Origin of the sequence: Streptomyces sp. NBC_01716 (assembly GCF_036248275.1) — a bacterium.
Classification (GTDB): Bacteria; Actinomycetota; Actinomycetes; order Streptomycetales; family Streptomycetaceae; genus Streptomyces.
This window is the reverse complement of record NZ_CP109181.1, coordinates 572449-586824: the sequence shown is the minus strand read 5'-3', so window position 1 is coordinate 586824 and position 14376 is coordinate 572449. Positions and strand designations below refer to the sequence as shown.

Annotated in this window: 4 protein-coding genes; 3 read left to right on the top strand and 1 reads right to left on the bottom strand. The window is 71.6% G+C overall.

Annotated features, from left to right (window positions below; genetic code table 11):
* Positions 1-42 precede the first annotated feature (42 nt).
* Entirely contained in the window at positions 43-10998 is a 10956-nt protein-coding gene (locus OIE74_RS02565) for a non-ribosomal peptide synthetase (RefSeq protein WP_329377933.1), read from the top strand.
* 64 nt (positions 10999-11062) lie between these two features.
* Entirely contained in the window at positions 11063-12685 is a 1623-nt protein-coding gene (locus tag OIE74_RS02560) for an ABC transporter ATP-binding protein (RefSeq protein WP_329392144.1), read from the top strand.
* Between the two features lie 248 nt (positions 12686-12933).
* Here OIE74_RS02560 and OIE74_RS02555 read toward each other — a convergent pair whose 3' ends face one another.
* On the bottom strand, positions 12934-14031 hold the full coding sequence (locus OIE74_RS02555; RefSeq protein WP_329377931.1) for an alpha/beta hydrolase-fold protein: 1098 nt from the start codon (positions 14029-14031) through the stop codon (positions 12934-12936).
* Positions 14032-14139: 108 nt separating this feature from the next.
* On the opposite strand from OIE74_RS02555, the gene OIE74_RS02550 reads away from it, so the two are divergent.
* Positions 14140-14352: an MbtH family protein gene (locus OIE74_RS02550; protein ID WP_329377929.1), complete on the top strand. Its 213-nt coding sequence runs from the start codon at positions 14140-14142 to the stop codon at positions 14350-14352.
* Positions 14353-14376 lie beyond the last annotated feature (24 nt).

Genomic DNA, 14376 nt, shown 5'->3' with positions numbered 1-14376 from the left:
GTTAGGCTAACTTTCATGTCTGGAAGGGATGCTGAGTCTTCGATGATGGAACCGAGCGCTCGTCTCGTACTGCTCTCCGCCACAGCTCTGGCCGATGTACGCCGACGGGCCGGCGACCACTCCGACCGGACCATCGCGGAAGCGTGCGCCGTCGGCCTGTCGTACTGGGCGACGGGCCGGAGCCCCGACGGCCTGGACCTCGCCCCCGGCACACTCTTCGCCGACGTCCTCGGCTGGATCGCCAACGGCGGTGCCGCGCCGGGCGATTGGAAGACCGGCACGGACGGCGCGGGCGCCTGGACCATCACCGTCCCCGACGGCGTCACGCCGCCCGACGCGCAAGTCGCCCTGGACGACCTCGCCGACTTCCCCGACCGGCCCCTCGGCACCATCGCCCCGTCCGGTGCGGCCGAGCGGATCCGGGCCCTGACCGGGTGGAACGACACCGCGGCCGACCGGCACCGCCCGACCGTCGTGGAGATGTTCCGCGAGCAGGCGCGTACGAGGCCGGACGCCGTCGCCGTCGTGGACGACAACCGCTCTCTGACCTACCGTCAGACTGCCGAGCTCTCAAGCCAGTTGGCCCACCGTCTGATCGAACGCGGGCTCACCGCCGAACAGGTCGTCGGCATCTCGCTCGGCCGCTCCGCCGAGATGGTGATCGGGCTTCTCGCCGTGCTCCAGGCGGGCTGCGCGTTCGTACCGCTCGATCCGCAGTGGCCCGCCGCGCGCCGAGCCGTCGTCGTGGAGGACGCCCGGGTCGTCCTGCAACTCAACTCCTCGGGCGAGCCCGGTGCGGGAGAACCGGACGCCGAGGCCGTCGATCTCGACGCCTGGAAGTTCGGCTCCTTTCCCACCGAGGGCACCGGGATGTCCGTCTCCGGCGCGGCCCTGGCGTATGTGATCTTCACCTCCGGTTCGACCGGCCGCCCCAAGGGCGCGATGATCCGGCACGAGGCGATCAGCGAGCGCCTGCTCTGGCAGGTCAACGAGATCCTCGGCTTCGGCCACGACGACGCGTCGCTGTTCAAGGCCCCGTTGTCCTTCGACATCTCCATCAACGAGATCTTCCTGCCCCTCGTATCCGGCGGCCGGCTCGTCGTCCTGCGCCCCGGCGGCGAACGCGACCCGCACCAGCTGCTGAGCGTGATCGCCGAGCAGCGTGTCACCTTCACCTACCTGGTGTCGTCCATGCTGGACGTCCTGCTGGAGATGGCCGGCGACTCCGGGCGCCTCGACAGCCTGCGCCATGTGTGGTGCGGCGGCGAGGTACTGACCCCGGAGCTGTACGAGCGGTTCCGCACCAAGCTCGACATCCCGCTGTACCACGGCTACGGCCCGGCCGAGACGACCATCGGTGTCTCGCACGTCATCTACCGGGGCGCGGCGGAACGCCTGTCGACGTCGATCGGCAAGGCCAACCCCAACACCCAGTTGTACGTGCTGGACGACGAACTGCGCCCGGTCCCCGTCGGGGTCGGCGGCGAACTGTACGCGGGCGGCTTCCTCCTGGGGCGCGGGTACGTCAACGCGCCTGGCCTGACGGCGTCCCGGTTCGTGGCCAACCCGTTCGCCGCCGACGGGTCCCGGCTGTACCGCACCGGCGACCTCGCCCGGTACGCCCCCGACGGCTCCCTGGACTTCCTCGGCCGGGCCGACAACCAGATCAAGATCCGCGGCATGCGGCTGGAGATCGAGGACGTCGAGGCCGGCCTCGCGGAACACCCCGCCGTACGCCACACCTGCGTGATCGCGAAGAAGAACGCGGCGGGCGGCACCTATCTGGTCGGATACGTCATCCCGGCCGCAGGGAGCGAGGATCTGCGGGCGGAGCAGGTCAAGGCGTGGGCCACCGAGCACATGGTCGAGTACATGGTGCCCGCCCACACCGTCGTCATGAGGGAGTTCCCGCTCACCGCGAACGGCAAGCTCGACCGGAACGCGCTGCCCGAGCCCGTGATCGGGACCGGCTCGCTCCTCCCGCCCGCCACCGAGGACGAGCGCGTGGTGTGCGAGGCGGTCGCGAAGCTGCTGCGGCTGGACGAGGTCGGAGTCAACCAGGACTTCTTCCAGCTCGGCGGAGACAGCATTCTGGCGATCTCGCTGCTGAGCGCGCTGCGCGAGGCGGGTCTCTACGTCACGGCCCGGCAGATCTTCGCCAACAGCAACGTACGGGCACTGGCGGCGGTGGCGAGCCGTGAGGACGTCACCACCGTGGACCGCCGCGACGTCTCCACCGGTCCCGTCGTGGGATCACCCGTCGTGCAGTGGCTCGGCGAGACGACGGACGCGATCGACGGTTTCGTACAGTCCGTGGTGCTCAACACACCGGCCGACCTCACCCCGGAAGCGCTCGACACGATCCTCGCCGCCGTCGTGGCACGTCACGACATGCTGCGCGCGGAACTGGTACGTGGCGACCGCTGGAGCTTCGACATTCCGCGGGCGGACATTCCGCGGGCGGCCGAGGAGAACCCCACGGGATGGCAGGAGAGCGGCCTCTCGTTGGACGAGTGCGTGGCGCTCGCCACCGACGGGCTCGCCCCGGACAACGGCGTGATGCTGCGCGCGGTCTGGCGCCGTGAGGCACGGCAACTGGTCGTCGCCGTCCATCATGTGGTGGTCGACGGTGTGTCCTGGCGGATCCTGATGGACGACCTCGCCACCGGCTGGCGTCAGTTCGCCTCGGGCGTGCCGGTCCAACTGCCCCCGGTGGGCACCTCGTTCCGGCGCTGGACGCAGTTGCTGGAGCGCGCCGCGTTCGACGCGGACAGCTCCTACTTCCGGCGTCCCCTGCCGGGCGCGGACGGACCGCTCGGCAGGCGCGAGCTCTCCGCGGACGACACCGTCGCCCGGGAGCGTACGAGGACGGTCTCGGCCGGACCCGAGGTCACGGCCGCGCTGCTGGGGGAGATTCCGGCGAAGTTCCACGCGGGCGTCAACGACGTCCTGTTGACCGCCCTCGCCGTCGCCCTCGCCCGGTGGCGCCGCGATCTCGGGCAGGACCAGACTCACGCGCACATCGAACTCGAAGGCCACGGCCGCGAGGGACGGTTCGTCGCGGGCTCCGCGGGCTTCGAGCCCGAACTGTCCCGCACCGTCGGCTGGTTCACCACGCTCTTCCCGGTGACCGTCGACCCCGGTACGGCGGACGACTTCACCGCGCCCGGGTATCTGGCAGCCGCGCTCAAGGCGGTCAAGGAAGACCTCGCCCGCGTACCCGACAACGGCGTCTCCTACGGCGCCCTGCGGTATCTGACCCGGTCGGAGTTCGACGCGCCGGCGCCACAGGTGCTCTTCAACTATCTGGGCCGCTTCGACGCCGGAGCCTCCGGAGACTGGCAACTCGCAGGAACCACCGGGCAGTTGGGTGAGAAGCGCGACCCGAGGATGCGCCTGCCGCGCGCCCTGGAGTTCAACGCGATCAACGAACCGGCCTCCAGCGGCGCGTACGAGCTGGTCACCACCGTGTCCTGGCCCGACGGAATGTTCACCGACGAGGACATCACGACCCTCGGTGAGTACTTCCGAAGTGCCCTGACCGGGCTGGCCGCACTCGACCAGGGCGGCCACTCACCCAGCGACTTCCCTCTGGTGCGGCTCACCCAGGCGGATGTCGACGCCTTCGACGGCCCGGCGCTGCGGGACATCCTGCCGCTGACCCCGTTGCAGGAAGGCCTGTACTTCCACTCGGTCTTCGACGACGACTCGACGGGCAGCTACGTCGAGCAGCAACTCCTCACGCTGGACGGCGAGGTGGACGCCGACCGGCTCGCGGCGGCGGCCACCCGGCTGCTCACCCTCTACCCCAACCTGGCAGCCCGGTTCACCGCGCTCGCCGACGGCCGCGTGGTCTCCGTCCTGGACAGCGGCGTGGAAGCGCCCTTCACCACGCTGGAGCGCCCCGGCATCACCGAGGACGAGATCCGCGACCACGCCGAGCGGGACCGCGTCGCCGGATTCGACCTGGCCGCAGGGCCGCTGATGCGCTACACGCTCATCCGCGCCGGCGCGGGCCGGAACATCCTCGTGCAGACGGTGCACCACATCATCGCCGACGGCTGGTCGGTGCCGCCGATGCTCCGCGCGCTGCTGGCCGAGTACGACGCGCCGGGCACCGTGTACCCGCTCGGCGGCTTCCCGGACTATCTGAGCTGGCTCGCCGACCGTGACGAGGACGAGAGCGACCGGGTGTGGCGCGAGGAACTCGCCCAGCTGCCGGGCCCGTCCCTCGTCGCCGAGGGGCACACCCCGTCCGACCGGTTCGCGGACACGGCGCACGAGCCCGGGGAAGGCATCGACGCGGCCGTCCGGTCGGCCGGCGTACCCCTGAGCGTGGCCGTGCACAGCGCCTGGGCGCTGACGCTGGGCGGCATCCTGCGGAGCAAGGACGTCGTGTTCGGCTCCACGGTGTCCGGGCGCGACGCGGACGTGCCCGGCATCGGGGACATGGTCGGACTGTTCATCAACACGATCCCCGTCCGCGCCCGTTGGGCGGCCGGCGACACGGGGCGCGATCTGCTCGCCGCCGTCCGGGAGCACCAGAGCGCCGTACTGCCCCACCAGCACGTGTCGCTCGCGAGGATCGGCCGACAGACCGGTGTCGGCGCCCTGTTCGACACCCTCGTCGTGTTCGACGTCGCGACCGACGTGGCCGCGCTGCGCGGGCCCGGCGACGGGCTGGGCATCGCCGCCATCGTCAACGAGGGTGCCCCGCACTACCCGTTGACCCTGGTCGTGGAGCGCACGGGCGAAGGGCGCCCGCGCTTCAACCTGATCTATGACGGCGAACTGCTGCGGGAGGCCGGCGCCCAGGCGATCCTGCGTACGTTCACCCGGACCCTCACCGGCCTGCTCACCCGGCCCGACTCCCTGGTCGCCGACCTGCCGCCAGGGACCGTCCGGCTCCCCGCGCCGATCACCCCGGCCACCCTCGGCGGGCTGTTCGACGCCGCCGCGGACCGCGACCCGGCCGCCACCGCCGTCACCCAGTGCGCCATCGACGGGGGTACGCGGTCCCTGACCTACGGCGAACTGGCAGCCGCCAAGGACGAGTTGGCGTCCGTCCTGCGTACGGCCGGGGTCGGACCCGGCAAGCGGGTCGCCGTCGCCGTCCCGCGTTCCGTCGAACAGGTCGTCGCACTGGTCGCGGTCGTCACCGCGGGCGGCGCGTACGTGCCGCTCGACATGGCGTACCCGGACGAACGGCTGGAGTACATCCTCGCCGACGCCGCCCCGCAGGTCGTGCTCGTCGACCGCGAACAGCGGGACCGCTTCACCCGGCTGCTCTCCCGGGCGGGCGTGCCCGCCCGCGTACTCGTCCAGGGCGACGAAGGGCCGACCGGCCCGGCCGGGACCGCCGAGCCTCAGATCGACTGGCACGACCCCGCGTACGTGATCTACACGTCCGGATCGACCGGCAGGCCCAAGGGAGTTGTCGTCCCGCACCGCAGTGTGGTGTCGCTGCTCGCGAACACACAGCCCGACATGGACTTCGGCCCCCACGACGTGTGGGTGCAGTTCCACTCCTTCTCCTTCGACTTCGCGGTCTGGGAGCTGTGGGGCGCCCTGGCGCACGGCGCCGAACTGCTGGTGCCGGAGTACGGGCTGACGCGCTCCCCGGTCGACTTCCACCGGCTGGTGCGCGAGCGCGGGGTGACCGTGCTCAACCAGACCCCGTCGGCGTTCTACCAGTTCATCGAGGCCGACCGGCACGCCGGTGAACCGGTCACCGCCCTGCGCCGGATCATCTTCGGAGGTGAGGCACTGGATCCCGGCCGGCTGCGCGGCTGGGTCGAACGGCACGGCACCGGCTCGCCGGAGCTGGTCAACATGTACGGCATCACCGAGACCACCGTCCATGTCACCCACCGGGTGCTGACCGACGAGGACTTCGGCCCCGGCGGCGACGTCAGCCCGATCGGCGGCCCGATTCCCGGGCTGGTCACCCATCTGCTGGACGACCGGCTGCGGCCGGTGCCGCCGGGCCGGGTGGGCGCCATCTACGTCGCCGGCGACCAGGTGTCCCTCGGCTATCTGGGCAGGCCCGGACTCACCGCGGGCCGGTTCGTCGCGAACCCCTTCGCCGACGACGGCTCCCGGATGTACCACACGGGTGACCTCGCCCGCCGCACGCTCGACGGCGAGCTGGAGTTCACCGGCCGTGCCGATGACCAGGTGCAGCTCAAGGGCTTCCGTATCGAGCTGGGTGAAGTGGAGTCCGCCGTAAGGGAATTGGACGGCGTGGTCGATGTGGCCGTCACCGTCGCGGAGAGCGGCGACCACCTTGTCGCGCACGTCGTGGGCCGGGTGCCCGGCGATGCCGCCGGTCTGCTGGCCACGAAACTGCCCGCGCACATGGTGCCCGGCCGGGTGCTGCCGGTCGACGCCCTGCCGCTGACGGTCAACGGCAAGCTGGACCGCAAGGCCCTGGCCGAGAGCGCCGCACAGGCGGAGTCGCAGCCGCCCCCGGCCGAAGCCGCCGCCGAGGACGGCACCTCCCTGGCCACGGCCGATTCCGCGCTCGCCGCCCTGGTCGGCATCTTCGCCGAAACACTCCCCGGCACCGCCGTCCACGCGGACACCGACTTCTTCATGGCCGGGGGCGACAGCATCGTCGCCATCACCGTCATCAACCGGGCCAGGGCACTCGGCCTGCCGATCGCCCCCCGCGACGTGTTCCTCTTCCGGACACCGCGCGCCCTCGCCGAACACCTGGCCGCGCGCGCGCCGAGGGCCGAGACGCCCGCGCCCGCCCGCCAGGAGGACGGCCCGTTCACACCGACGCCGATCCTCCTGCGCCAGCGCGAACTGGGCGGCTCGCTCGACCGGTTCGCCCAGGCCAGGACCCTGGTCGCGGCTGAGGGCACCGGCTTCGCCGACGCGCGGCGCGCCGCGAACGCCGTCGTCGCCGCACACCCCGTACTCCGGCTGCGGCTGCGCGTCGAGCACGGAGTGTGGGCGCCGCGCACCGAACCCGCCCGCGAGGTCACCGTCGTCCGCGCGGACACCACCGACGCGACGGCCGCGGCCAACGAAGCCGCCGGACGGCTCGACCCCGAGACCGGTGACGTCATCGCGTTCGCATGGCTGGAGGCGAGCCGCACCCTGGTCGTCACCATCCACCACACCGCCGTCGACTCGGTGTCCTGGCTGGTCCTCCTCGACGACCTGGCCACCGCCATGAGCGGCGAGGAACTGCCCGCGCCGACCACGTCGTACGCCGAGTACGCCGAAGCGCTGGCCTCGCGGTCGGTCCAGGCGATCGACGGACTCGGGCACTGGATCAGCACGCTCGACGCCCCCCGGCTGCTGCCGGCGGTCGGGCGCCCGCGCGAGACCACCGTCGTCCTCGCGCCCGGCGTGAGCGACCTCGTGACACGTAGCGCGCCGTCCGCTCTCGGCCTGGGTCTCACCGAGCTGCTGTGCGGCGCCCTGCGCACCGCGCTGACACACATCCAGCCGACGCCCACCGATCTCGCTATCGAACTCGAACGACACGGCCGGGTCCCCGCCCTCGACCACCACGACTACAGCCGTACGGTCGGCTGGTTCACCTCCATCGCGCCCGTACGGCTCACGGCGCACACCGACCCGGTCGCGGCGGCACGCGAGGTCGCCGAACGCCAGCCGGACGAGCGCGGACACGTGGCGTACGGCCAACTCCGGTATCTCAACCCGCAGACGGCGCCGCTGCTGACCGCCCGCCCGCAGGTGCTGTTCAACTACCTCGGCCGGGGCAGCGAGTCGGCGGCTCTGCGTCTCACCGCAGGCGATCAGGGCAGCCCGTACGCCGTCGAGGTCAACGCCTGGACCGACGACACCACCGGCTCCCTGCACGCGGCCTTCACCCTCGCCGACGGCATCCCCGACGCGATCACCGAGCACTGGCGCAGCGCGCTGGAGCAGATCGCCGACGCCGCCGCGACGGCCGAGCGCACGGCGCCGGTCACCCCCCTCCAACGGGGCCTGTTCTTCCAGGCCCAGATGGCGGGCACGGCCGGACACTATGTCGCCCAGAGCTACTTCACCTTCGACCGGCGACTGGACACCGACGCGCTGGCCGATGCCATGGCGTACGTGATCGCGCGGCACCCGGTCGTGGGCGCCGGCTTCACCACCGACGACGACGGAAATCCGGTCCAGGTCCTCAAGGCGGGCCGTCGGGTCGGCGTCCGCACCGTCAGGCTGTCCACGGACGCGGAGATCGAGGAACTGCGCGACAGGGACCGGGACACCGGATTCGACCCCGGCGAGCCGCCTCTGATCCGGCTGACCGTGGTGCGGCTGCCCGACGACCGGAACGGCCTGCTGCTGAGCTACCACCTGCTGCTGTGGGACGGCTGGTCCCGCGAGATCCTGCTGCGGGACCTGTTCGACGCCTACGAGGCCGTCGTCGCGGGCGAGCCACTCGACGCGACCCCGGCCACGCCGAGCTTCGAGGAGTACGCGCGGACGCTCGACGCCAAGGACGCCGCCGTATCGGAACGCTTCTGGGCGGAGCACCTGGCCGGCCTCCCCGGCCCGACCCTGCTCGCCGGAGTGGCGCCGACCCTCCCGGACGACCTGCCGGACGCGCTCACGCACACGCTCCCGGCCGAACTGTCCGACCGGCTGCGGGAAGCGGCCAAGACGCACGGCGTCACCCTCAACTCGGTGCTCACCGGCGCCTTCGGCCTTCTCCTCGGCGCGCACACCGGCCGGAGCGACGCCGTGTTCGGTGTGACCGTCTCCGGCCGCGAGGGTGAGGATCTGTCCGGCATCGTCGGTGTGCTCCTCAACACCGTGCCGATGTGGACGCGCCCACGGCCCGACGACTCCGTCGGCGACTACCTGACGGCCGTACAGACGGCCAGGGTCGAGGCGATGGAGCACGAGCATCTGGGACTCGGCGAGATCCAGCGCGCCAGCGGGCACGACACCCTGTTCGACAATCTGTTCGTGCTCCAGAACTTCCTGGACATGGACGCCTTCGCCGAGATGAACGCCAGGCACGGCATCGAATCGGTCAAGGCCGACGACTCCACGCACTACCCGTTCACCTGGGTCGTCACCCCCGGCGACCGGCTCACGGTCAAGCTGGAGCACCGCGACGGCGACACCGGGAACGCCCGTCGCCTCCTGGACGACTACCTGCGCGTGCTCGACGACCTGGCCCGGTCGGCAGGGCCGGTGGGCGTTCTGCGGGGGGTGGGACAGGAGCCCTCGCGGGGCGAGCGCACGGACGTCGGCACGGACACTGTCATGGACCGGTTCGACCAGGCGGCGGACCGTGATCCCGAGCGGGTCGCGCTCGTAGCCGACGGCTCCACCATGACGTTCGCGGGGCTCCGGGACCGCAGCCGCGCGGTGGCGGGCGTGCTCGCCGGGCGGGGCATCGGCCCCGAGACGACCGTGGCTCTCGCGGTTCCGCGCTCGCTCGACTCGATCGTGGCGCTCTTCGCCGTGCTGCGTGTCGGCGCGGCGTACGTTCCCCTGGAGCTGGACCACCCGGACGAGCGGATCGCCGCGATCGTCGCGGACGCCCGCCCCGACGTGACGCTCACCGTGAGCACCGTGTCCCCCCGGCTTACCGGCGACCTGATCGAACTGGACCGGCCCCTCCCGGAGGCGGAGCCGTACACGACGTTCGCCCCGGACGACCCGGACCGGCTGCGGCACCCCGCGTACACGATCTACACCTCGGGATCGACCGGCAAGCCCAAGGGCGTGGTCACCGAATACGCCGGGCTCACCAACATGCTGATCAACCATCAGCGCCGTATCTTCGAGCCCGTCCTCGCGGAGCACGGCCACCGGACCTTCCGGATCGCCCACACCGTGTCGTTCGCGTTCGACATGTCGTGGGAGGAACTGCTCTGGCTCGCCGACGGCCACGAAGTGCACATCTGCGACGAGGAGTTGCGCCGTGACGCGCCCCGTCTCGTCGAGTACTGCCTCGCGCACGGGATCGACGTCATCAACGTGACGCCCACCTACGCCCAGCAGTTGGTGGCCGAGGGGCTGCTCGACAACCCCGAACGGCGGCCGGCGCTGGTGCTGCTCGGCGGCGAGGCGGTCACGCCCACGCTCTGGCAGCGGCTCGCCGCGACCGACGGCACGGCCGGCTACAACCTGTACGGACCCACCGAGTACACCATCAACACCCTCGGCGTCGGCACCTTCGAATGCCAGGACCCGGTGGTGGGCGTGGCGATCGACAACACCGAGGTGTACGTACTGGACCCGTGGCTGCGGCCCCTGCCGGACGGAGTCCCCGGTGAGCTGTACGTGTCGGGCATCGGCATCGCGCGCGGCTACCTCGGGCAGCCCGCCCAGACGGCCCACCGTTTCGTCGCCTGCCCGTTCGGCGAACCGGGCGAGCGCATGTACCGCACCGGCGACCTGGTTCTCCGGCGGCCCGACGGGAACCTGACGTATCTCGGCCGTACCGACCAGCAGGTCAAGATCCGGGGCCACCGGGTCGAACTGGGCGAGGTCGAGGCCGCGTTCGCGGCGCACCGGGCCGTACGGTTCGCCGCCGCGGTCGCCCAGCCCGACCCGCAGGTCGACGGCGCGTACCGGCTGGCCGCGTATCTCGTGCTGGACGGCTCGGACTTGGCGGAGGTCGCCGCCGAAGTGGGATCCGCGATGCCGGACTTCCTGCGTCCGACGCATTACGCCCAGGTCGACGGCATCCCGCTGACGGTGAACGGGAAGGCTGACACGAAGGCGTTGCCGGAGGCCAAGCCGCTCGGCGCGCTGACCACGGCGGGCGAGCGCGGCCCGGAGACGGAGACCGAGACCACGGTGTGCGAGTTCTTCGCCGAGGCCCTGGACCTGGACGACGACGAGGTGAGCGCGGTGAGCGACTTCGTGTCCCTCGGCGGGCACTCCATGCTGGCGGTGCGGCTGATCGGGCTGCTCCGCCGCGAGTACGGACCTGTGGTCACCATCCGTGATCTGCTGACCCTGCGAACCCCGGAAGCGATTGCCCGCCACCTTGACGAAAACATCTGACACCCAGCGGCCCCGCCCCGGGGCCGGCATCCTGCGGACCGCGCTGCGCCGCAACGTCGGCGCGATGACCCGCGGCACGGTCCTCATGGGCCTGTACCAGGCGGGGGAGACGGCCTTTCCCATCGCGCTCGGCCTGATCGTCGAGCACACCATGCAGGACCGGAGCCCCCGGGCGCTCGGTCTGTCGATCGCCGCGCTGGCCGTGATCATCACGACCGTGTCGCTGTCGTGGCGGTTCGGCATGCGCACCCTGCAGAAGGCCAACACGACGGAGGCGCACCGCTGGCGGGTGCGGGTGGCGGAGTGCGGACTCCAGCCGGTGGCCAGGGACGTCGACCTGAAGTCCGGCGAGGTGCTGACCATCGCCACCGAGGACGCCGACCAGACCGCCGACATCGTCGAGGTGGTGCCGCTGCTGATCAGCTCGCTGGTCGCGGTGGTCGTCGCGGCGGTCGCGCTGGGTATGGCCGACATCCGGCTCGGTCTGCTGGTGATCGCGGGGACCGTCGCGATCCTGTCGATCCTGGCCGTGATGTCACGGCGGATCGGCGCCAGTACGCGGGAGCAGCAGGCCAGGGTGGCGCGGGCGGGCGCGAAGGTCGCCGACCTGATCACCGGCCTGCGCCCGCTGCACGGCTTCGGCGGCAACCACGCGGCGTTCCTCTCGTACCGCGAGGTCAGCTCGGACGCGAAGCGCCAGGCGATCACCGTCGCCAGGGTGAACGGCGCCTACGCGGGCACCGCGCTGGCGCTCAACGCGGTCCTCGCCGCCGCGGTGACCCTGACGGCCGGCTGGCTGGCGTTCGGCGGCCGGATCAGCATCGGGGAGCTCGTCATGGCCGTGGGCCTCGCGCAGTTCATCATCGAACCGCTCAAACTCTTCTCGGAGATGCCGAAGTACGTGATGATGGCGCGCGCGTCGGCCGAGCGCATGGCGCTGGTGCTGTCCGCGCCGCCGGTGACGACCCCGGGGGCGGAGCGTCCCGCCCCGGGCGGGGACCTGGAGATCGACTGCGTGCGGTACGGGAGCCTGCGTCAGCTGAAGTTCCAGGTGCCGGCGGGCGAGTTCGTGGCGATCGCCGTCTACCAGCCGCGCGCCGCCGCCGATCTCGCGTCGGTCCTCGCGGTCAACGTCCCCCCGGACGCGTACGAGGGCACGGTACGGGTCGGTGGGCAGGCCATCACGGACCTGTCGGTCGAGGCGGTCCGCGAGCACCTGCTGGTGAACCCGTACGACGCGGAGATCTTCGCGGGTACCCTCCGCACGAACATCGATCCCTCGGGCACCAGCCCGATGGTGCCCGAGGCCGTCGAGGCGTCCATGCTGACCGATGTGGTGGCACTGCACCGCGACGGGCTGGACTACGGCGTCCGCGACCGGGGCGCGAACCTCTCCGGGGGACAGCGCCAACGGCTGTCCCTGGCCCGCGCGTTGGCCACCGACAGCGACGTGCTGGTCCTGCACGATCCGACGACGGCGGTCGACGCGGTCACCGAGCAGCTCATCGCGCGCAACATCGCGAAGCTGCGGCGGGGCCGTACGACCGTCGTGCTCACCAGCAGTCCGGCGCTGCTGGACGCCGCCGACCGTGTCCTCGTCCTGGATGACGGCGCCATCACGGCCGAGGACACGCACCGGAACCTGCTCGCCACGGACGAGGAGTACTGCCTGGCCGTGGCGCGGTGAACTGCCTTGCCCTGCTGGAGACTTAGGGCGTGTTTGAGAAGTCCCGTCTGGCCCACGACGCCTGGCACGCACGCTCGCCGCGTTGTCGGAGTCATCCAAGTACGTCCGGTCCATCTACGGGGCTGATCCTCCGCCTTGCGATCGCACGCACCAGACGCCGTGGGCCCCGCCCAGTGGGCGGACGACGCTACTTCTCAAACACGCCCTAGCTCTGTCGGCGGCGCGGTTTCTCCGGCTCGGGCCCCCTCTCAGCCGAGCGCCCAGGCGACATCCCTGACCAGGGCGTGCCGCCAGCCCACCCGGTCGTGGCCCGACGGCGACCGGGAGACGCGCACGGTCGCACCGGCCTCTTCGGCCAGGGTCTCGGTCACCGCGCAGTGGGGCAGCATCGCCGTCTCGTGTTCCCCCACGTCGAACGCGCACCGCAGCCCGGACAGGTCGGGGAGCTCCCGCAGGCGCTCCGCGAGTGTGCCGCCGACCGGCCCGCCCAAGGGGTCCGCCTGAGCCATGGCCTCGGGCGTCCACCAGAACGACCCCGACTGGCAGGCGACCCGGGAGACCAGGTCCGGGAACTCCAGCGCCGCGTACAGCGCGCTGAGCCCGCCGAGGCTCTGTCCGGCGACCACCAGCCGGTCGAGGTCGGCGGGTACGCCGGTCTCCGCCACCAGCGGCAGCAGTTCGTCCCGTACGGCCTCCCACAGCTCCGGCCGGCACCCGAACTCGGCCTCTCTGTCCTTGGCCGGCAGGAAGACCAGGGTGGCGGGAGGCATCTCGCCACTGGCGACGGCCGAGTCGAACGCGGCCATGGCCGGGTGCAGATACAGCCAGTCGTCCCCGTCGAGCAGGAGGACCACCGGCCCGCCGCCGCCCGCCGGGTGGACCCGTACGGTGCGCCGTCCGCCGAGCCGTTCGCTGCTCCAGCGGACGCGGGTACGGGGGAGGGGCAGGACGTCGTCGGTGCCGATGGCCGGCCAGTGGGGCTGAGGAGGGCTGTCCGGGGCCGCCGCCACGGACCGGTCACCGCCGGCGCCGTCCGGGTTGAACGGATCGGCGAACGCGGCGTCTCCCGCGAGGAGTTGGTAGGTCACCCGCAGCCGCGCGGGCATGGGCACCTCGGCGTACCAGCAGTCCGTCCCGCGCCATCTGCGCAGGGGAACGGGATCCGACCAGCTCTCGAAGACGACGCTCGCGGGAGATCCGCGCCACAGGAACAGGGCCAGCCAGCCGCCGTCGTCGGCGGGCACCGAGACGGGCGTCCGCGCCGCCGCCCAGAACTCGTCCGTGCCCGGTTCGCCGGGCAGTCCGAAAGCGGCGAAGGCGTTGTCCTCGTCGGCCGCGAGGCGCATGAACGTCTCCTTGTGAGAGGGAAGGGGAAACGTTAGGCTCCCCTTTGATTAGGCGAGCCTAACCTAATGTTAGTCTCCCTTCTGTTGGACCCTAGGAGGCACTGAGACATGAGCACCAACCCCTTCGACGACCCCGAAGGCCGTTTCCTGGTCCTGGTGAACGACGAGGGGCAGCACTCGCTCTGGCCGTCCTTCGCCGAGGTGCCCGGGGGATGGAAGATCGTCCTGGCCGAGAACTCCCGTGACAGGTGCCTGGAGTTCATCGAGACCCACTGGACCGATCTGCGCCCCCGGTCCCTCGCGGCGTCGACGGACGGCTGACCTTCCGGGAGCGGTACGCCACCG

What these genes read in the sequence shown, in the direction of transcription:
- OIE74_RS02565 (WP_329377933.1), top strand. Translation starts at nt 43, where the DNA reads ATGATGGAACCGAGCGCTCGTCTCGTACTGCTCTCCGCCACAGCTCTG.
- OIE74_RS02560 (WP_329392144.1), top strand. Translation starts at nt 11,063, where the DNA reads ATGACCCGCGGCACGGTCCTCATGGGCCTGTACCAGGCGGGGGAGACG.
- OIE74_RS02555 (WP_329377931.1), bottom strand. Translation starts at nt 14,031, where the DNA reads ATGCGCCTCGCGGCCGACGAGGACAACGCCTTCGCCGCTTTCGGACTG.
- OIE74_RS02550 (WP_329377929.1), top strand. Translation starts at nt 14,140, where the DNA reads ATGAGCACCAACCCCTTCGACGACCCCGAAGGCCGTTTCCTGGTCCTG.